The sequence below is a fragment of the Actinomycetospora chibensis genome (assembly GCF_028737215.1).
GTDB classification, from domain to species: Bacteria; Actinomycetota; Actinomycetes; order Mycobacteriales; family Pseudonocardiaceae; genus Actinomycetospora; species Actinomycetospora chibensis.
The window spans coordinates 344,129-363,172 of the sequence record NZ_JAQZAM010000004.1; the positions used below are offsets into that span (position 1 = coordinate 344,129).

Here is a 19,044-nt window from a genome sequence, read left to right on the forward strand (position 1 = left end):
TGTCCGAAACCGCACCCACGCGCCGGCGCGCTCGCCGATGCTGACCGCGCGAGGGCGATCCGGCGCCGAGTGACCGGTCGCGGCCCCGCCCCGGCCCCGGCCGGGTCCCGCGTGGTGGAGGGGCGTGCATGCGGTCGGTGCGGGGCGGTGGTGAGCTCGTCGACCGGTTCGGACGCGCCGTCCCCGCCGCGCCGGTGGTGCGGCTGCGGGTCGACCCCACGCCGGGGGGTGTCCCGCTGCTCGTCGACGACGTCGCCGTCCCCGTGCGACGCGGCGCCGACCCGCACCGCGCCGGCCTCGCCGCCGCCGCCCGGCGTGCGGCGCACCTCGGGCGGCCCGTCCGCGTCGAGATGGCGGCGCGATGGAGCGCGTGGCCGCTGGTCGTCCACCCCGACGGCGCCGTCGACGACGCGCGGGCGCCCCGCGCGGCGCCGGTGGTGGGCACCCGGGGGGCGTGGGACGACGTTGCCCCCAGGTCTCGTCGGAGGGCGCCGGTGCTCGGGGGGGTGGCCGACCGCCCGCGGCGGCGCCCCGTGGGCGTCCTCGCCGTGGCGGGTGCGCTGGCCGCGACGTTGCTGGTCGGCGCCCTCGGGACGGGCGTGGTCACCCTGGCCGCTCCCGATGCTGCGCCCGCCGAGTGCCGTGACGTCACGCTGTTCGCGGTCAACGGCAGCGGCGCCGCAGGGGGCGAGACGCTCGCAGCCGTCACCGACCCGCTCGTGCAACAGGTGGGGGAGCGGCTCGCCGTGGTCGCCGTCGCCGGGCCCGAGGTCGGGGCGTCGTACGAGGCGAGCGAGCAGCAGGCGGTCACCACCCTCACCGACCAGGTGGCCGCGCAGCTCGCCGCGTGCCCGGGCAGCCGCGCCATGCTGTTCGGCTACTCCCAGGGCGCCCACGTCGCCGGCGACGTCGCCGCCCGCGTCGGGGCCGGTCAGGACCCGCGCGTCCCCGCCGACCGGGTCCTCGCCGTCGGCCTGTTCGGCGACCCCGCCCGCAGCGCCGGGGTCCGCACCGTCCCCGCCGGTGTCACGGGGCAGGGCGTGCTGCCGGCCCGCGAGGGCGGGTTCGGTGCGCTGGCCGCGCGCACCATCGAGGTCTGTGCGCCCCAGGACCCGGTGTGCGCCACCGCAGCCGGCGCCACCCCGCCGTCGCTCGAGCAGGCCGTCGCCGCCCCGGCACACATCGACTACCCCCAGCTCACCGTCGCTCCGGACGCCCCGGCGACGCGCTGGGCGTCCGAGTCGCTGGTCCGGCTCATCACCTCGCTGCCCGCCCCCGGCACGACTCCGGCAGGCGGGCAGCCGGCCGGCACCGCCACAGGTGCTCCGTCCGCGGGGACGACGGCGCCGGGAACGACGGCGCCGGGAACGACGGCGCCGGGAACGACGGCGCCCGGGACGACAGCGCCGGGGACGACGGCGTCCGGGACGACGGCGCCGGGGACGGGCACCGACCCGAGCTACGACACCGGGGCCGGCGCGGCCGAGCCCACGGGCACCTCGGCTCCCGGGACGAGCGCGGGCGGCGGAGCCCCCCGTGCGGCCGATCCCGGTGCCGACACCGGCTACGACACGGGAGGGGGCACGGGCAGCGGCTCGGGCGGGGCGACGGCCACGACAGCGCCGAACACGGGGTCGGGCTCGGGCGGGGCGCCGGACTCGGGCGGCGCCGGCTCGGGCTCCGCGCCGACGGGCTCGCGGGCTCCGACCGCCACCACGCTGCCGCGGACCGGCGGGACGGGATCAGGCACAGGCACGGGATCCGGGTCGGGATCCGCGGACAGCAGCTCGACGCCGCGGTCCACGACGCCCCCGGACGAGCCGCCGACCACGGGGCGCGGCCGCGGGACGGGCACGGACAGCACCGGCACGAGCACCGGAAGCGCTCCGGGCTCCGACGCGTCGAGCTCCGGTGGTGAGGACGGCGGCGGGGATGCTTCGGATTCCGAAGCGTCCGGTGCCGACGTTTCGGGTTCCGGGGGTGTGGGCGCCGAGCCCACGACCACCCGCACCACGCCGTCCGACGCGGGTGGCGACCCCGACCGGTCGGGCGACGGCGCACTCGGTGACGACGCAGCCGACGAGGCCGGCAGCTCCGGCCAGGCCGGCGACTCGCGAACCGGCAGCGCGGGCGAGGCCACCGACGCCCTGTGGTCGCTGACATCGGGGCTGGCGGGCTTCCAGGACTCCAACGGAGGCAACGTCGAGGGCGGCGGGCTGGACCCGGAGGAGGCCGAGAGCCCCAACGTGCCGGGTCGGCAGGTGGTCAAGCTCGAGGTGCCCGGGGGCGCCAAGCGTTCGGAGGTCCGCCCCGAGGAGGCCCAGGACATCCGCGCCGGCGAGCACCTGTTCTTCGGCTACAGCGCGTTCCTGCCGGCCGACTTCCCGGTCGACACCTCGGACTGGCAGGTCATCTGGCAGCTCCACGACGGCGGCACGAACACCTCGCCACCGGTGGCGCTGGAGATCGTCGATGGCAACCTGTGGCTCGCCAACGTCGGCGACCGCGTGCGCGACCTCGGGCCGGTGCAGGCGGGCCGCAACCTCGACGTCCAGCTGGACATCGAGTTCGAGGAGGGCGGCGGCTCGGTCTCGGTGTACCGCGGGGGCCGGCAGGTGCTGCAGGACTTCCGGCCGCCGCGCGGCACGATGATCGACTCGTTCGACTACCTGAAGACCGGCATCTATCGCCACACCGGCGGGCCCGCCGAACCGGCGACGATCTTCCTCAACGACCTCAAGATCGGCGAGACGCTCGAGTCGGTGTCGGGCCTCGCCGGCGCCGAGGCGGGCGGCGGGTCCGGGCAGGGCGGCGCGCAGACCGGGGACGCCGACGGCGGCACCGACGCGTCCAACACCGGGGCGGGGACGGGCACCAGCACGCGCACCGGTGCCGGGCCGGCGTCCACCGGGGCCGGCTCCACGGGGTCGGCCGGCGCCGGCACGTCGGCCACCCGCGGCGCCGCGAGGCCGTCCGAACTGCCCCGATCGCCCGGATGAGTGTGCCGAGCGCGCCCTGCGGGCACTTGACCACGGTCCGACGTGCGCCGAGACCCCGGGGAGTGGGACCGAATCCATGAGGGCCAGCGATCTGTTCATGCGTTGTCTCGAGGCCGAGGGCGTCGAATACGTCTTCGGGGTTCCCGGTGAGGAGAACGCCGACCTCCTCATGTCGATGCGCGAGTCCTCGGTGCGGTTCGTGCCGACGCATCACGAGGCCGGCGCCGCCTTCATGGCCGACGTCTACGGCCGCTTGACCGGCCGTCCCGGCGTGTGCCTGTCGACGCTCGGGCCGGGCGCGTCGAACCTGGTCACCGGCGTCGCCAACGCGAACATGGACAACTCCCCGGTCGTGGCGATCACCGGGCAGGGTGCGACGACGCGCCTGCACAAGGAATCGCACCAGGCGATGAACGTGGTCAACATGTTCACGCCGATCACGAAGTGGACGACGTCGCTGCGCGACGAGTCGACGATCCCCGAGGTCATCCGCAAGGCGTTCAAGCTGGCGGTGGCCGAGAAGCCCGGCGCCACCCACGTGGAGCTGCCCGAGGACATCGCCAAGCACGAGATCGAGGGCGCCGCCCCGATCGTGCCGCCCGAGAAGGTCCGCCGGCCCGTGCCGGACGAGAAGAGCATCCAGGCCGCCCTCGACCTCATCGCCCGCGCCGAGCGCCCCGTGCTGCTCGTCGGTCAGGGCTGCGTCCGCACCCGCGTGAGCCGCCAGCTGCAGCGCTTCGTCGAGTCCACCGGCATCTACGCCGGCATGACCTTCATGGGCAAGGGCGCGCTGTCCGACCGCCACGAGCGCAGCCTCTACGCCGTCGGGCTCGGCTCGCGCGACTACGTCACCGAGGTGTTCGAGGCCGCCGACCTGGTCATCGCCGTCGGCTACGACATGGTCGAGTGGCCGCCCGCCCGCTGGAACATCGGGCGCACCAAGCGGCTCCTGCACATCGACTTCGACCCCGCCGAGGTCGACGACGCCTACCGGCCCACCGTCGAGATCGTCGGCGACGTCGCCGCCACGCTCTGGGCCATCAACGAGGGCCTCACCGAGGAGCACCACTACCCCGACATCGACCTGCACCGCCGGGTCCGCCGGTCGCTCACCGAGGAGATCACCGAGGCGGGGGCGGGCGCCGAGTCCGAGACCGGCGACTTCCCGATGAAGCCGCAGCGGATCCTCGCCGACCTGCGCGCGGAGATGGACGACGAGGACGTCCTGATCAGCGACGTCGGCGCGCACAAGATGTGGGTGGCGCGGCACTACCCGACCTACGCGCCGAACTCCTGCATCATCTCCAACGGCTTCTGCTCGATGGGGATCGCGGTGCCGGGCGGTGTGTCGGCGGCGCTCGTCTCGCCGGAGCGTCGCGTGGTCGCCCTCTCCGGCGACGGCGGCTTCATGATGAACATGGCCGAGCTCGCCACCGCGACGCGTCTGGGGGTCGCCCCGGTCAACGTGGTGTGGGAGGACAACGACTACGGGCTGATCTCCTGGAAGCAGGAGGTCGAGTTCGGCCACCATTTCGGCACCGAGTTCACGACCCCGGACCTCGTGACGATCTCCGAGGGCCTCGGGTGCCACGCCCGGCGCATCGGCTCGGCCGACGAGTTCCGCCCGGCGCTCAAGGAGGCGTTCGACCGTCGCGACAAGCCGTCGGTGATCGTCGTCCCCGTCGACTACACCGAGAACGTGAAGCTCACCAAGCGCCTGGGGCAGCTCATCGCCCGCTAGAGGCGGTGGGACGGGGGCCGTGACGGTGCCCACGGGCTGGTCCGCCCGTGGGACCTGGACGTTGCGCGAAGCCGCGGGTCGCGGATACTTCCGCAGAACCCGTCCACGCCGATCCCGTGAAGGTGCCGCGATGACCATCGACAGCCCGTCGGACTCCGGCGAGATCGACGGGGGTCTCGTGACGGCGTTCGTCGGCCTCGCCGACGCGCTGTTCGCCGTCGATCGCGACGCCGGGGTGGTGGGTGTCGTGGAGCGGGTGATCGATGCCGCGCGGTCGATCGTGCCGGGGGCCGACGTCGTCTCGGCCGTCCTGCGCGGGCCCGACGGCCGGCTGGACACCGTCGCGTTCAGCCACCCGGCGGCGCAGAAGGCCGACGGGCTGCAGGACGAGGCCGGCGAAGGACCCAGCCACACGGCGATGCACAGCTCCGGGGTCGGCGCGGCCATGGGCCATCTGAGCGGCAGCGACCCGTCGTGGCCCGCGTTCGCGGAGCGGGCCGCCGGCGAGCTCGGCCTCCACGCGGTGCTCTCCACCGGCATGTTCCCCGGAGGAGCGCCGCCGCGCTTCGGCGCCCTGAACTTCTACTCGTGGTCGCCCGACGGCCTCGACGACGCCGACCGCGACATGGCGCTGGTCCTCGCGGCCCACGCCGCGACGGCGATCTCCGCGGTGCAGGCCCGTACGGCCCACGAGCTGCGCGAGTCCCAGCTCCAGGAGGCCCTCAGGAGCCGTGACGTGATCGGCCAGGCCAAGGGCGTGCTCATGGAACGCCGCGGCCTGGACGCCGACGAGGCGTTCGACGTCCTGCGCCGCACCTCGCAGGATCTCAACGTCAAGCTCCGCGACGTCGCCGAGACCCTCGTGACCCGGCGAGCGGAGCTGTAGGGCCCTCACCAGGTGACGGGCAGCTCGTCGAGCCCTCCGGTGAGGCGCTCGGTGTGCAGGGTGAGGGCGTCGGGCTCGACGGCGAGGCGCAGCTGGGGCAGCCGATTGAAGATCGTCGCGAGGCCCACGCGCAGCTCGGTGCGGGCCAGGCTCGCGCCGATGCAGAAGTGCGGGCCGTGCCCGAACGACAGGTGCGGGTTCGGGCTCCGGTCGGGGTCGAACGCACCGGCGGCGTCGAAGGCGCTCTCGTCGCGGTTGGCGGCGCTGGTGACGATGACGACGCCGTCGCCGGTCGCGATGGTGACCTCCTCGTCGCCCTCGCCGACCGTGACGTCCTCGTGCGCGTAGCGCAGCAGCCCCATCCCGCCGGGCTCGGCGAGTCGCAGGACCTCCTCGACGACCGCGTCGACCGATCCGTCGGGGTCGGCGACGAGCCGGTCCCGGACCTCGGGGTTCACCAGCAGCAGCACGACGCCGAGCGAGAGCCGGTTGACCGTCGTCTCGTGCCCGGCGAAGAGCAGCCCGACGGTCAGCTCCGCCAGGCGCGCGTCGGTGAGTCGCGGGTCGTGGGCCTGCGCGGCGACGAGGTCGGAGATGACGTCCTCGCCGGGCTCGGCGCGCTTCGCCTCGGCCAGCTGGGCGGTGTAGCGCTCGAACTCGGCGCGCGCCACGGCCGGGTCGTCACCGGTCAGCGTCGCCATGCGCTCGGAGAGGCCCTTGAAGTAGACGCGGTCCTCGACCGGCACGCCCAGCAGCTCGCAGATCACGAAGATCGGGAGCGGGACGGAGAACCCGGCGTGCAGGTCGACGGGGTCGGAGCCGCCGTCGTGCGCGGCGACGAGGCCGTCGACGAGACCCTCGGCGAGCTCGGCGACCCGGTCGTGCAGGCGCCGCATGCGCTTGGCGGAGAAGGCCGGCGTGAGCAGCCGGCGCATCGAGGTGTGGTCGGCGTCCTCGTGCTCGTGGTCGCCGCTGGGCCCGGCCATGACGCCGGCGTCGGAGACGCGCGCGGCCTCCTCCGGCTTCGGGTGGGAGCGCCCGAGGCGCCTGTCGGCGAAGAGGGTCCGGGCCTCCTCGTACCGCGACACCAGCCACACGATGTCGCCCGCGGGCGTGCGCACCCGCGTCACCGGACCGGCCGCGCGCAGGCGCTCGTAGAGCGGGGAGATGCGCAGGACGCCCTCACGGGCGAAGGGGAGCTGCGGCAGGGCGGCGTCGTCGTCGTGCACGGTCGAGGTGGTGATGGTGGTCGGCTCGTGCGTGGACGGCTCGTGGGTGGACGCACTGGTCACGGCATCTCCTCGGTGGGGTCGTCGGCCCGGTGGGTGAGGCGGTCCAGCCAGCCCTGCTCCTCGCGGATGCGGCGCAGGACCTCGTCGAGCACGAGGGCGGCCCAGGGGTCGCTCGCGCCGATGGTGGTGTCGGCCGGTGCTGTCGCCTCCGCCAGCCCGGCGAGCCGCGTCCGGCGCTCCGCGAGCACCCGGCTCCGGGCCGCGAGCACGCCACGGCGCTCGGACGGGGTCAGGCGGCCGAAGCCGGCCAGGCGCGCGAGGAACTCCGCCTCGTCGCCGGCGAGCTCGTCGGGCAGGTCGGCCAGCTGGTCGTGCAGGAGCTCGCGGCCGACGTCGGTGAGCGTGTAGACGTGCCGGGCGGGGCGGCCGTCCTGCGGTTCGAGCGTGCGCGTCACCGCGCCCGCCTCCCCGAAGCGCTTGAGCGCCGGGTACAGCGAGTTGTTGTGCAGCTTGATCCCCGTCGCCGCCTCCACCCGCCGGCGCAGCTCGTAGCCGTGCGACGGGCGGCGGGCGAGCTGGCTCAGCAACAGCACGTCCACCCACACATAGGTCAGCGTGACCTAGGTACGTCTGACACGCCACTCGACGTGAACTTCTCGGCACCACGGGTCACGGCCGGGCGACCGGGTAACCGGGCCTCGTCCAGCGTTCAACCGTTCGAGGAGGACTCGTGGCCGAGGGCCGTTTCACGGGCAAGGTCGTCGTCGTCACCGGCGGGGGCTCGGGCATCGGCGCCGCCACCGCGCACCGCTTCGGCGCCGAGGGCGCCACGGTGGTCATCGCCGGACGCACGCAGGAGAAGCTCGACAAGGTCGTCGCGGACGCCCCGCAGGGTGCGACGATGGTGGCGCGTGCCGCGGACACGTCCGACTGCGCCGCGATCACGGCCCTGATCGACGACGTGGCCCGCGAGTACGGCCGCGTCGACACCCTGGTCAACAACGCCGCGATCGCGCGCCCCGGCACGGTCGAGGACCTCGACGTGGAGACGTTCCGCGAGGTCATGGCGATCGACGTCGAGGGCGTCTTCCACGCCTCGAAGGCCGTTCTGCCCCACCTGCGCGCGGTCGGCGGAAGCATCGTCAACGTCGGCTCGGTGTCCGGTCTCGCCGGCGACTGGGGGATGGCCGCCTACAACGCGGCCAAGGGCGCGGTCACCAACCTGACCAACGCCATGGCGCTCGACCACGGGCAGGAGGGCATCCGCGTCAACGCGGTGCACCCGAGCCTGACCGCCACCGAGATGAGCGAGGGCGTCCGGGAGGACGACGAGAACATGGCCGCCTTCCGCGCCCGGATCCCGATCGGTCGCCCGGCCGAGCCCGCCGAGGTCGCCGACGTGATCGCGTTCCTCGCGAGCCACGACGCGCGCTTCGTCAACGGCGCGCACATCCCCGTCGACGGCGGGCTGGGCGCCTCGAACGGTCAGCCCAACATGAGCTGAACCATGACGTCGGGCGGGGATCAGACCTGGAGCAGCGTGCGCCAGACCCGCCCGGCGCCGCGTCCCTGCAGCACCGAGTGGACGGTGACGCCGCGGTCGGCGTCGGAGCGGCCCGCCCCGATCACCGGCTCGACGTCCTGGCCCATCAGCCGGGCCGGCGGCAGCGCGGAGCCGCGCGGGCGGTGCAGCGACACGCGGTGCCGGCGCCCGCCCACGGTGACGCGCAGGCCGGCCGCGCCCTCGTACCAGGGGAACGCCAGCCGCTCGATCGCGCCGAGCGGCGCGTCGAAGACCACGCCCTCGCCCGTCACCAGACGGAGCCGACCGGCGTAGAGGCTCAGCACCCCCGGCTCGTTGGTCAGCCCCCGGAGCAACCAGGCCGGCGTCGCGTACGACGGGGCGAGGTGGGTGGGGCTGGCGGGCGTGAGATGCGTGGTCACGGCGACCTCGGAGGCAGGGCTGGAGCGGCGACCAGAATGACTGTAGGTGAAGTGCCGCCGGCATCACTGGTACACATGGGTGATGAGGCGCCGAACGGCTAGGGAACGACGGTGACCGGCCACTTCCCGGCCCGCACCAGACGACCCGCCAGCGACCCGACGATCCGGTGCCCGGCCTTCGCCGACGCACCGACCACGACCCCGTCGACCCGACGCTCGTCGGCCAGCCGCACGATCTCCGTATAGGGGTCGCCCGCGACCTGCACGAGCTCCCCGGTGAGCGACAGGTCCTCGAGGTACCGCCGTGCCTGGGCCTGGACGTCCGTCGCGAGGTCCTGGGCGGTCTCGCTGAGCACGGCCAGCGCGCCGGGGGCCATCGCCGCCATCGCCGGCGTGGTCGCCACCGTCACCACCAGCAGGTGTGCGTGCTGTCGCCGGGCCAGCCCGGCGGCGTAGGCGCCGGCCCGCAGCGAGGTGATGGAGCCGTCGACCGCGGTGAGGATGGTGCCGGGGCCGTCGGTCCCGAGCTCGAAGCCCGTCATCCCCCCGATCCTGCTCCGGGGTCGGCCTACCCGGCGAACTGGACCGCCGTGCGCTGGCCCACCCTGTGCGCGATCTGCTCGGTGATGATCCGCCGGTGCTCCGGGTGATCGCGGTAGACGGCGAAGGCGTCGACGTCGTCGAACACCCCGACTACGGCGAAATCGGCGTTGCCGGTGGCGATCCCGGCGTCGCGCCCGCAGCTCCACGACCGCAGCCCCGGGAGGTCGGCGTCGGCGATGAACCGCCGCAGGGCGTCGGCGATGCCGTCGACGACCGCGGGGTCCTCGGCCGCGTCGCCGGTCCAGGAGAAGGTGACGACGTGCGTGAAGCTCATGCCGAGCATCCTGCCCGTCAGTCCGCCCAACGGGCAGGATGCAGGACATGAGCGCCGCCACCGGGACCGACGAGGACGAGCGCGCGCGGGAGCTGATCGAGGCCGAGAAGAAGGCGGTCGCGCTGTTCGAGGAGGTCCTCCGGCGCGGGCTCGTGGGGCCGGGCCGCACCGAGAAGCAGGTCAGCGACGACGTCCGCGACCTCGGGGCGGAGCTCTTCGGCACCGACAAGCACTGGCACAAGCGGGTCGTGCGCGCCGGCGAGAACACGCTGCGGCCGTACCAGGACAACCCGCCGGACCGCGTCATCGCCGACGACGACATCGTGTTCCTGGATTTCGGGCCCATTTTCGAGGCCTGGGAGGCCGATGTCGGGCGCACGTTCGTGCTCGGCGACGACCCGCACAAGCATCGCCTCGCGGCCGACCTCGACGAGGTGTTCGAGGCCGGGCGCGCGTTCTTCGAGGCCCACCCGGACGTCACGGCCGCGCAGCTCTACGCCGAGATGTGTGACCTCGCGCAGGCCCGGGGCTGGGAGTTCGGCGGATGGCACTCCGGGCACCTCGTCGGCGAGTTCCCGCACGAGCACATCGACACCGAGCGGGTGCACAGCTACATCACCGAGGCCAACGACCTGGTGATGCGCACCGTCGACGCCTCCGGGCGGCGGGCGCACTGGATCCTCGAGGTGCACCTCGTCGACCGCGAGCGGGGCATCGGCGGGTTCTGCGAGCAGCTGCTCAGCCTGCGCCGCTGACGGCGGGGTGCGCGTCGCCGGGCGCGCTCGGGGGTGATCCCGAAGTCGAGCAGCCCCACGGCGCCGGCGTCGATGTGGATGGTGCGCGCGGCGACCACGGCCGGTTGAGCACGGCCTGGTCGCGGCCAGGATCATCGTGGTGGCCACGGGACTCCTCCCCTGTCGCGCCCCTGTCGCGCGGTGCCACGTCCTCCGTGCTGGAGTGGACCGGTGAGTGCGCCCACGGACCTCTCCGCCCTCGGCGACGAGCCCTTCGTCTCCCTGACGACCTACCGGCGCAACGGTGAGGCCGTGTCGACGCCGGTGTGGGTGGCCCGGGACGGCGACGACGCGAGTGTCCTCGTCGTCATCACGGGAGCGGCCAGCGGGAAGGTCAAGCGGGTGCGCCGCGACCCCCGTGTCGTCCTGCGGCCCTGTGACCGGCGGGGCACCGTCGCGCCGGACGCCCCGAGCGCCGAGGGGCGGGCCGAGGTCGTCGACGATCCCGACGCGCAGGAGGGCCCGCGGCGGGCGCTCGCGGCGAAGTACGGCGTCCAGTGGCGTCTGGTCTCGCTGCTCGGGCTGGTCGGGCGCGTGGCGCAGCTCCTGGGCCGGGCGCCCGGACAGCGGGTCATCCTCCGGCTGCGCGACTGATCAGCGCCGGTCGTCGCGCAGTCGGTCGAGGTCCGCGCGGGCCTCGTCGCGCTCGGCGCGGGCCTCGTCGCGCTCGGCCCGGGCGTCCTGCAGGTCGCGCCGGGCGTCGGCGAGGTCGCCCTGCAGGGTGAGGATCGACGCCGCGCCGGCGATGGTGTGGCCCTCGTCGGCGAGCTCGCGCACGCGCGCGGCGAAGTCGACCTGGCGTCGTGAGTAGCGCCGCTGCCCGCCGTCCGACCGGTGGGGGTGGAGCAGGTCGGCGGCGTCGAGGCTGCGCAGGAACGCCGGCGCGACGCCGATGAGGTCGGCGGCCTGCCCGATCGTCAGGGCCGGGTAGTCGTGGTCGTCGAGGCGTTCGACGCCCATGGTGGCCTTCCTCTCGGTGCACCGACCGCCGGGGCGCGGACCGCCGGGGCGCGGACGTGCGCGAGCACCCGCCGGGGGCCCGGCGGGTGCTCGCGGCTGGGGAGACGGTTCGGACGGTGATCAGGAGGTGGGCGCCTCCTCCGTGTCCTGCTGCTCGTGGGCACGCTTCTCCGTGGTGCCCTCGATGCTGGTCGTGGCGCCCGCATGCTGGATCTCGATGCGGCGCGGCTTGGCCTTCTCGGCGACCGGGATCGTCAGCGTCAGCACGCCGTCGGTGTAGGACGCGTGCAGCCGGTCGGTGTCGAGGTCGCGCCCGAGCAGGAGCTGACGGCTGTAGCGCCCGCGCGGCCGTTCGGCCACGAGGTAGTCGCCGTTGCCGCTCGGGGCGGTCCGGGCGGCCGTGACCGTCAGCGCGTTGCCCTCGACCGACACGTCGATCGAGCCGGGGTCGACGCCGGGGAGGTCGAACGAGGCGACGAAGTGGTCACCGGCGCGGTAGACGTCCATCGGCATACCGCTGACGGCCTGGTGCCGGGACGAGCCGGCGAGACGGTCGAGCGCACGGAACGGGTCGAAGGGGTCGTAGTTCAGCAGCACGATCGGTCAGCTCCTTCCGTTGCCGCACTGCAAACCTGCTGTTCCTGACGCACATTGTTATAGCTCTATCTACAGGTTTTCGTCAAGCATCTCAGAGGGATCGCGTCCGTCGGTGCGGCATGCGAACGTGTGTTCGTGTCCGGCGAGCCGACGATCCTGCACGCGGATCTCGACGCCTTCTACGCCTCGGTGGAGCAGCGCGACGACCCCGCGCTCCGCGGACGCCCGGTGATCGTCGGGGGCGGCGTCGTGCTCGCCTGCAGCTACGAGGCCAAGGCGCGCGGGGTGCGCACGGCCATGGGCGGGCGGATGGCGCGGGCGTTGTGCCCCGACGCGGTCGTCGTCCCTCCGCGCATGGAGGCCTACACCGGCGCCAGCCGGGCGGTCTTCTCGGTGTTCGGTTCCGTGACGCCGCTGGTCGAGGGGATCTCGATCGACGAGGCGTTCCTCGACGTCAGCGGCCTGCGGCGCATCGCCGGGCCGCCGCCGGAGATCGCGGCGCGTCTGCGGCGGGAGGTGGCCGACGACGTCGGGCTGCCGATCACCGTCGGGGTGGCGAGCACGAAGTTCCTGGCCAAGGTCGCGAGCCGCGTCGCCAAGCCCGACGGGCTGCTCGTCGTCCCGGTGGGCGGCGAGCTCGAGTTCCTGCACCCCCTGGCCGTCGAGGTGCTCTGGGGTGTCGGCGCGGTGACCAGCCGCAAGCTGCGCGGTCAGGGCATCACCACGGTCGGCGACCTCGCCGCCATGGGCGGTCCGGGCCTCGAGTCGCTGCTCGGGAAGGCCGCCGGGCGGCACCTCGACGCCCTGGCCCACGGGCGCGACCCACGCCGCGTGCAGGTCGGGCGCCGCCGGCGCTCGGTCGGCGCGCAGCGGGCGCTCGGTCGCGAACCCGTCTCGCCCGCCCGTACCGATGCGGTGCTCATGGGCCTGGTCGACCGGGTCACCCGCCGGATGCGTCGCGCCGGGCGCACGGGCCGGACGGTGACGCTCCGGCTGCGCTTCGGTGACTTCAGCCGTGCCACCCGCTCACACACCCTCGCCGCGCCGACGGCCGAGACCGACGCGATCCTCGGTGCGGTCCGCCTGCTCGCCGAGGCCGCGGCCCCGATGATGTTCGAGCGGGGGCTGTCGATGCTCGGTGTGGCCGTCGGGAACCTCGACGACTCCGGCAGTCACCAGCTCGAGCTGCCCTTCGCCGGGGACGCCGCGCCCCTCGCCCTCGACGTCGCCGTCGACGACGTCCGCGAGCGCTACGGCCTCTCCGCGGTCACGCGGGCGACGCTCCTCGGTCGGGAGCAGGGGCTCGAGATGCCGATGCTCCCGGACTAGGACGACCCCGGCCACGGCGGCCAGCGCCACGCGCGCCTGCGCGATCCCCGGGGCGGCCTCTGGTGGCTCTACGGGCACCGGGTGCTGGGTAGCGGCGCCGGGCCGCGCCGGGTCCGGCGGGTGTACCGGCAGATGCTTCGGTTTCCGAAGCGTGGGTGTGTCGGTCCGATATCCCCTGGCGCTCGGGTCGGTCCTCGATCTCGGCGGTCTCCGCATCGGCCGCGGCCATTTCGATCTCTCGACAGTGCCGTCGGCGTCGCAACCCTCCCGACACTGTCGGGAGATCGATGTGGAGAGCTCCTACTTCTTCTCCCGCCACGCGCGCTCGAACGGCAGGCGCCAGGCGTTGGGCGCGATCAGCTGGTGGATCGCGTTCGGACCCCACGAGCCGACGGGGTAGGGCTTCACCGGCGGGGGATCGGCGAGCAGGGGGATGGAGCGCTCCCACAGCGACTCGATGCCCTCGGAGGTGGTGAACAGCGTGTGGTCCCCGCGCATGGCGTCGAGGATCAGGCGCTCGTAGGCCTCGAGGACGTCCGAGGCCTCGCCCGTCTCCTGGGTGGAGAACTGCATCGAGAGCTTCTGCAGCCGCATCCCCGGGCCGGGTCGCTTGCCGTAGAACGACAGCGAGACCCGCGAGGAGTCCGCGAGGTCGAAGGTCAGGTGGTCCGGGCCCTGGGTGCCGACGCCGGAGCCCTGCGGGAACATCGTCCGCGGGGCCTCCTTGAACGCGATCGAGATGATCCGCTGGCCCTCGGCCAGGCGCTTGCCGGTGCGCAGGTAGAACGGCACGCCCGCCCAGCGCCAGTTGTCGAGCCCGACCCGCAGCGCGATGAACGTCTCGGTGTCCGAGTCGCCGGCGACGTCCGGGTGGTCGCGGTAGCCGCCGAACTGCCCGCGCACGACGTCGTGGGGGTGGATCGGGAGCATCGAGCGGAAGACCTTGTTCTTCTCCTCGCTGATCGACCTCGGCTCGAGCGCCGTCGGCGGCTCCATCGCCACGAACGCCATCACCTGCATGAGGTGCGTGACGACCATGTCCTTGTAGGCGCCCGTGGCCTCGTAGAACGACGCGCGGGTGTCGAGCCCGAGCTCCTCCGGGATGTCGATCTGGACGTGGTCGATGAAGTTGCGGTTCCAGATCGGCTCGAACAGGCCGTTGGCGAAGCGGAACGCGAGGATGTTCTGTGCCGCCTCCTTGCCCAGGAAGTGGTCGATGCGGAAGACCTGCGACTCGTCGAAGACCCGGTGGACGAAGTCGTTGAGCTTCACCGCGCTCTCGAAGTCGTGCCCGAACGGCTTCTCCATGATCACGCGAGCGCCCGAGGTGAGGTCGGCGTCGCGCAGCATCTCCACCACGGCCTGCGCGGCCCTCGGTGGCACCGAGAGGTAGTGCAGCAGCCGCGCGTCGTCGCCGAGCTGCGACTGGGCCTCCTTCACCGCCGAGGTCAGCCCCTCGGGGCCGGCGCCCTGGGGGACGTAGCTCAGCCGGGCGGCGAAGTGCTCCCAGTCCTCGTCCCTGAGCCGGTGCATGCCGTAGTTCTGGACCGCGTCCTTGGCGAGCGCCCGGAACTCCTCGGTGTCGAAGTCCTCCATCGCCGTGCCGACGATCCGGATCGCGGGGGCGAGCTCCGACTCGGCGAGATAGGCCAGGCCCGGCAGGAGCTTGCGCTTGGCGAGATCACCGGTACAGCCGAACAGCACGATGACGTGCGGGAGGATCGGGTCGAGATCGCGGCGGAAGGGACGCGACCCGGGGCCGGGGTACGCCACGGACTCCACCTCGCGGTCGGTCATGTGAAGGGACCGTAGTCGGAGAGTGTGACGTCCGTGGGTCCGCGATGCGAGGACTCAGGAGCTCGCAGAACTCTCGCTCCTCTCGAGGATCCGCCGCAGCGTCTCGAGGTCGCGGGCGACGTGCTCGGCGTCCGCCGCGAACTCCTCGTCGCTCATCCCGTCCCGCCGGCGCACGTGGAAGACGAGCTCGGCGCCGTCGCCGAGGGGGACCACCCGCAGCGGGTTCGGCATCTCGAGGCCGTCGGCCAGGCGCACGACGTGGTCGAGCACGCCGAACTCGTTCTCGGGCACGAACTCCACCTCGACGCGCCCCATCGGCGAGTCGGCGATCCACGTCCCGGGCCGGTCGGGGGCGGGCTGCACCTGCGCCTTCGCCAGCCCTCCGGCCCAGTCGACGAGGTGACGGGGGTCGGACGCGTACGCGTACACCTCGCGCCAGGGCCGCGCGATCGTCGTCGTCACGAAACGGGTCTGCGTCGTCATGGCGACGATCCTCCGACCCGTCTCCGGGCCGCGTCGTGGACGCATCGGACGGGCGGGTGGTCAGCCCAGGTCCACCGAGAAGCGGAAGCGGACGTCGCCGCGGGCGAGGCGGTCCATCGCCTCGCCGAGTCGCTCGACCGGCACGACCTCGACGTCGGCGGTGATCCCGTGCTCGCCGCAGAACGCGAGCATCTGCCGTGTGTCGGGCACACCCCCGCTCCCGGTGCCGGCGATCCGCTTCTCGCCCACCACGAGGCTCATCGGGTCGATGCTCAGCGGGCGGGTCGGGATGCCGGCGAGGACGAAGGTGCCGTCCACGGCGAGCGCCGCGAGGTAGGGGGCGAGGTCCAGGCTCGCGCCGGTGGTGTCGAGGACGATGTCGCAGCGCCGGTGCTGCGCGTCCATCTCCTTGGCGTCCGAGGAGAGGACGACGTCGTCGGCCCCGAGGGTCCGGGCGGCGTCGGCCTTCGAGGCCGAGGAGGTGAAGGCCACCGTCTCCGCGCCCAGGGCGTGCGCGAAGCGGAGGGCGAGGTGTCCCAGGCCGCCGACCCCGACCACGCCGACGGTGGTGCCCGGCCCGGCGCCGAACCGGCGCAGCGGTGACCAGGTGGTGATCCCCGCGCACAGCAGCGGGGCGACACCGGCCGGGTCGAGGCCGGTGGGGGAGGCGTGGACGAAGTGCTCGTCCACGATGATCTCGCGGGAGAACCCGCCCTGGGTGATGCCGCCGGAGACCCGGTCGACGCCGCCGTAGGTCAACGTCGGGAACTCCCGGCAGTCGTTCTCGCGCCCGGCACGGCACTCGCGGCAGACCCCGCAGGAGCCGATGATGTTGCCGACGGCCACCGCGTCGCCCGCGGCGAACCCCGTGACGCCCGACCCGACGGCGGTCACCTCGCCGACCATCTCGTGCCCCGCGACCAGCGGGAAGCTCGCGGGGTCACCGTGGCGCAGCGCGTGCAGGTCGGTCGCGCAGAGCCCGCAGTACGTCACGCGCACCACGACGTCGCGCTCGCCCGGGTCGCGGCGCTCGAACGTCCACGGCGCCGGCGCCGCCCCCGGCGCGTGCGCCGCCCATCCCGTCACCTCGTGCATGGTTCCTCCGCAAACAAACCGGTTGGTTACTCACGGCCCACGCTAGGCCGGTGCGGTGCGTCGTGCAAACCAACTGGTTATTCTCTGGCCGTGGGCGACGGACAGGCGACGCGGCGACGGCTGCTCGACGCGGCGACCGCCGAGTTCGCGCGGTACGGGATCGCCGGGGCGCGCGTCGACCGGATCGCGGCCTCCGCGCAGGCGAACAAGGCGCAGATCTACGCCTGGTTCTCGTCGAAGGACGGCCTGTTCGACGCGGTGTTCGTCGAGCACCTGTCGCTGATCGTCGACCTCGTGCCCCTCGACGCCACCGATCTCCCCGGCTACGCGGTGCGCCTCTACGACGCCTACCTCGACCGCCCGGAGGTCGTGCTGCTCGCGACGTGGGCGCGCCTCGAGCGGGTACCGACCGGCGACCTGCTCGCGGTCGCCGCCGACGACGTCGCGGCGAAGCTCGCCCGGATCTCCGAGGCGCAGCAGGCGGGCCTGGTCGATCCCGCGCCTGCGCCCGCCGACGTCTACTCGATGGTCATCGCGCTGTCGATGGCCTGGTCACCGGCCAGCGTGACGGTCGCGGCGTCGACGGACGACGACCCGGCGGAGCACGAGCGGCGCCGCACGGCCCTCGCCGCGGCGGTCCGCGGGGCATTCGCGCCGCGCGCCGGAGCGACGTGACCGGCCGACCGACCGCCTGACCGACGCGATCACGGCGAACCGATCCCCGACCCGCCACGATGATCGGCGACGGCTGCCGAGGCGGGGAGGATCGTGTGACGCGCTGGCCCGCGGGACTCGCGACGGGCGCCGCGGCGGCGACGGCCCTCCTGGTGCCCGAGGCGCTCGGGATGGAGCGCCGGCCGCCCTGGCCGGTCCTGCTCGCCGCGCGCCCGGCGTTCGCGGGCGGCCTCGGCGTGGTCGCGGGGGTGCTCGCGGCGCGCTCGTCCCGGGCGCGGCCGGCGGCGCTCGGCGCGGCGGGTGTCGCCGGGTTCGTGCTGGCCGCGGGCAGGCGACCGGGGGCGACGTCGGCGGGCCCGGTCACGCTCACCGTGCTCGTCGCCAACGTCTGGCAGGGCCGCGCCGACCCCGAGGCGCTCGCCGCGATCGTCGAGACCGAGCGCCCCGACCTCGTCGTCCTGCCCGAGTCCGGCGAGCGGTTCCGGGCCCGGCTCGAGGACCGCCTCAAGCCCGACCTGGGCTACGTCGCGCACTGCGCCCCGCCGCCCCGGCCGCACCGCCACGTCCCGGAGCACCCCGACGGCCCGTGGACCACGGTGCTCACGGCGCCGTCGCTCGGCGACGTCCGCGTCGCGCGCCTGGTCTCCGGCGGGCTGTACGGCTGGCTGGAGGTCACCGGCGGGGAGCTGGGCGCCGCCCGCGTGCTCGCCACGCACACCGTCGCCCCGGTGCCCGGCCTCGTCGACCGGTGGGCCGACGAGCTCGACCTCGTCGCCGCGTGGCGCGCCGCCGCCCCGGGTCCCACTGTGGTCGCCGGCGACCTCAACACCACCGTCGAGCACCGGGCCCTCGCCGCACTCGGCGACGGCGGCGTCCCGGGCCCGCCGACCTGGCCGAGGCGCTGGCCGCGGTGGCTCGGCTTCCGCATCGACCACGTCCTCGCCGGCGGAGGCCTCGCCGTGCGCACCGCACGCGTGCTCGACCTGCCCGGCAGCGACCACCGGGCGGTGCTCGCGCACCTCGGGTGATGTCGGCCTGAGGGAATGTCAGCGGAGTGCCGTCGCAGACGTTGGGTGTCCGTACCGCCACGCACTCGCGCGCCCGGCACCAGCCGGCCTGAGGGGTTCGGCCGGCGCCGTCCCCGGGCACCACGCCGCATGGACACGACAGCGACGCGCCCGGCGACGGGACGGTCCGTCCTCGCCGGGGTGCTCATCGGGGTGGGCGTCGCGGCGTTCCTCGACGAGACCGTCTTCCACCAGCTGCTGCACTGGCACCACTTCTACGACGGCGCGGGACTCGAGGCCGGGCTGGTGTCCGACGGCGTGTTCCACGCCGGGGGCTGGCTCGCGATCGTCGTCGGCCTGTTCCTGTTCGCCGACCTCCACCGCCGTCGCGCGACGGTGCCGAAGCGCGTCTGGGCCGGGGGCTTCCTCGGCTGGGGCGTCTTCCAGGTCTACGACGGCCTGTTCCAGCACAAGGTGCTCGGGCTCCACCAGATCCGCTACGAGGTCGACCTCCTGCCCTACGACCTGGCCTGGAACATCTCCGGCGCGGTGGGCGCCGTGGTCGGGATCGTGCTGCTCCTGGGGCCCGCACGCCCGATCGGCGTACGCCCCGGGGACGAGGCCTGAC

General features: G+C 74.0%; 20 protein-coding genes. 10 read left to right on the forward strand and 10 right to left on the reverse strand.

The window, feature by feature from the left end:
• Positions 1–128: 128 nt before the first annotated feature.
• The 3 genes from PH189_RS08490 to PH189_RS08500 all read left to right on the forward strand — a co-directional run bounded on the left by PH189_RS08490 (position 129) and on the right by PH189_RS08500 (position 5,626).
• On the forward strand, positions 129–2,999 hold the full coding sequence (locus PH189_RS08490; RefSeq protein WP_274188321.1) for a cutinase family protein: 2,871 nt from the start codon (positions 129–131) through the stop codon (positions 2,997–2,999).
• Between the two features lie 76 nt (positions 3,000–3,075).
• On the forward strand, positions 3,076–4,740 hold the full coding sequence (locus PH189_RS08495) for an acetolactate synthase large subunit (RefSeq protein WP_274188322.1): 1,665 nt from the start codon (positions 3,076–3,078) through the stop codon (positions 4,738–4,740).
• 130 nt (positions 4,741–4,870) lie between these two features.
• A complete protein-coding gene (locus PH189_RS08500; RefSeq protein ID WP_274188323.1) occupies positions 4,871–5,626 on the forward strand; it encodes an ANTAR domain-containing protein in 756 nt (251 codons plus the stop codon).
• A gap of 5 nt (positions 5,627–5,631) precedes the next feature.
• Here the strand turns inward: PH189_RS08500 and PH189_RS08505 are convergent, their stop codons facing one another.
• Both PH189_RS08505 and PH189_RS08510 read right to left on the reverse strand, forming a co-directional pair.
• A complete protein-coding gene (locus tag PH189_RS08505) occupies positions 5,632–6,918 on the reverse strand; it encodes a cytochrome P450 (protein ID WP_337994140.1) in 1,287 nt (428 codons plus the stop codon).
• The gene (locus PH189_RS08510; protein ID WP_274188324.1) at positions 6,915–7,463 is read right to left on the reverse strand and encodes a PadR family transcriptional regulator; all 549 of its coding nucleotides are present in this window, start codon (positions 7,461–7,463) and stop codon (positions 6,915–6,917) included. Before PH189_RS08510 ends, PH189_RS08505 begins: the two co-directional genes overlap by 4 nt.
• A gap of 125 nt (positions 7,464–7,588) precedes the next feature.
• Here PH189_RS08510 and budC point away from each other — a divergent pair, with 125 nt between their 5' ends.
• Positions 7,589–8,362: a meso-2,3-butanediol dehydrogenase gene (gene budC, locus PH189_RS08515; RefSeq protein ID WP_274188325.1), complete on the forward strand. Its 774-nt coding sequence runs from the start codon at positions 7,589–7,591 to the stop codon at positions 8,360–8,362.
• 20 nt (positions 8,363–8,382) lie between these two features.
• On the opposite strand, the gene PH189_RS08520 is transcribed toward budC, so the two are convergent.
• The 3 genes from PH189_RS08520 to PH189_RS08530 form a co-directional block, all read right to left on the reverse strand.
• Positions 8,383–8,802, reverse strand: coding sequence for a hypothetical protein (locus PH189_RS08520; RefSeq protein WP_274188326.1), 420 nt, complete (start codon positions 8,800–8,802; stop codon positions 8,383–8,385).
• Between the two features lie 98 nt (positions 8,803–8,900).
• Positions 8,901–9,344 (reverse strand): universal stress protein, encoded by a 444-nt coding sequence (locus PH189_RS08525; RefSeq protein WP_274188327.1) that lies wholly within the window; start codon positions 9,342–9,344, stop codon positions 8,901–8,903.
• Positions 9,345–9,370: 26 nt separating this feature from the next.
• Positions 9,371–9,679, reverse strand: a complete 309-nt coding sequence (locus tag PH189_RS08530; protein ID WP_274188328.1) for a Dabb family protein — start codon at positions 9,677–9,679, stop codon at positions 9,371–9,373.
• Positions 9,680–9,726: 47 nt separating this feature from the next.
• Here PH189_RS08530 and PH189_RS08535 point away from each other — a divergent pair, with 47 nt between their 5' ends.
• Together PH189_RS08535 and PH189_RS08540 are read left to right on the forward strand one after the other, a co-directional pair.
• Positions 9,727–10,434 carry a M24 family metallopeptidase gene (locus PH189_RS08535; protein WP_274188329.1) on the forward strand — a complete coding sequence of 236 codons (708 nt, stop codon included), beginning with the start codon at positions 9,727–9,729 and terminating at the stop codon, positions 10,432–10,434.
• 210 nt (positions 10,435–10,644) lie between these two features.
• Positions 10,645–11,067 carry a PPOX class F420-dependent oxidoreductase gene (locus PH189_RS08540; protein ID WP_274188330.1) on the forward strand — a complete coding sequence of 141 codons (423 nt, stop codon included), beginning with the start codon at positions 10,645–10,647 and terminating at the stop codon, positions 11,065–11,067.
• Here PH189_RS08540 and PH189_RS08545 read toward each other — a convergent pair whose 3' ends face one another.
• Entirely contained in the window at positions 11,068–11,433 is a 366-nt protein-coding gene (locus tag PH189_RS08545) for a MerR family transcriptional regulator (protein ID WP_274188331.1), read from the reverse strand. It lies immediately after the preceding gene.
• A 120-nt stretch (positions 11,434–11,553) separates the two neighbouring features.
• Complete coding sequence (locus tag PH189_RS08550) at positions 11,554–12,030, reverse strand: Hsp20/alpha crystallin family protein (protein ID WP_274188332.1); 477 nt, start codon at positions 12,028–12,030, stop codon at positions 11,554–11,556.
• 129 nt (positions 12,031–12,159) lie between these two features.
• On the opposite strand from PH189_RS08550, the gene dinB reads away from it, so the two are divergent.
• The gene (gene dinB / locus PH189_RS08555) at positions 12,160–13,359 is read left to right on the forward strand and encodes a DNA polymerase IV (protein WP_274188333.1); all 1,200 of its coding nucleotides are present in this window, start codon (positions 12,160–12,162) and stop codon (positions 13,357–13,359) included.
• A gap of 300 nt (positions 13,360–13,659) precedes the next feature.
• Here dinB and zwf read toward each other — a convergent pair whose 3' ends face one another.
• The 3 genes from zwf to PH189_RS08570 are packed head-to-tail and all read right to left on the reverse strand — an operon-like array spanning position 13,660 to position 16,734.
• On the reverse strand, positions 13,660–15,156 hold the full coding sequence (gene zwf / locus PH189_RS08560) for a glucose-6-phosphate dehydrogenase (protein WP_274188334.1): 1,497 nt from the start codon (positions 15,154–15,156) through the stop codon (positions 13,660–13,662).
• 54 nt (positions 15,157–15,210) lie between these two features.
• Positions 15,211–15,639 (reverse strand): SRPBCC family protein, encoded by a 429-nt coding sequence (locus tag PH189_RS08565; protein WP_274188335.1) that lies wholly within the window; start codon positions 15,637–15,639, stop codon positions 15,211–15,213.
• Positions 15,640–15,699: 60 nt separating this feature from the next.
• The gene (locus tag PH189_RS08570) at positions 15,700–16,734 is read right to left on the reverse strand and encodes an NAD(P)-dependent alcohol dehydrogenase (protein WP_274188336.1); all 1,035 of its coding nucleotides are present in this window, start codon (positions 16,732–16,734) and stop codon (positions 15,700–15,702) included.
• A 90-nt stretch (positions 16,735–16,824) separates the two neighbouring features.
• On the opposite strand from PH189_RS08570, the gene PH189_RS08575 reads away from it, so the two are divergent.
• The 3 genes from PH189_RS08575 to PH189_RS08585 all read left to right on the forward strand — a co-directional run bounded on the left by PH189_RS08575 (position 16,825) and on the right by PH189_RS08585 (position 19,043).
• Positions 16,825–17,409 (forward strand): TetR family transcriptional regulator, encoded by a 585-nt coding sequence (locus PH189_RS08575; RefSeq protein WP_274188337.1) that lies wholly within the window; start codon positions 16,825–16,827, stop codon positions 17,407–17,409.
• Positions 17,410–17,504: 95 nt separating this feature from the next.
• Positions 17,505–18,437, forward strand: a complete 933-nt coding sequence (locus PH189_RS08580) for an endonuclease/exonuclease/phosphatase family protein (RefSeq protein ID WP_274188338.1) — start codon at positions 17,505–17,507, stop codon at positions 18,435–18,437.
• A gap of 129 nt (positions 18,438–18,566) precedes the next feature.
• Entirely contained in the window at positions 18,567–19,043 is a 477-nt protein-coding gene (locus tag PH189_RS08585) for a DUF2243 domain-containing protein (RefSeq protein WP_274188339.1), read from the forward strand.
• The last annotated feature ends 1 nt before the right edge of the window (position 19,044 follow it).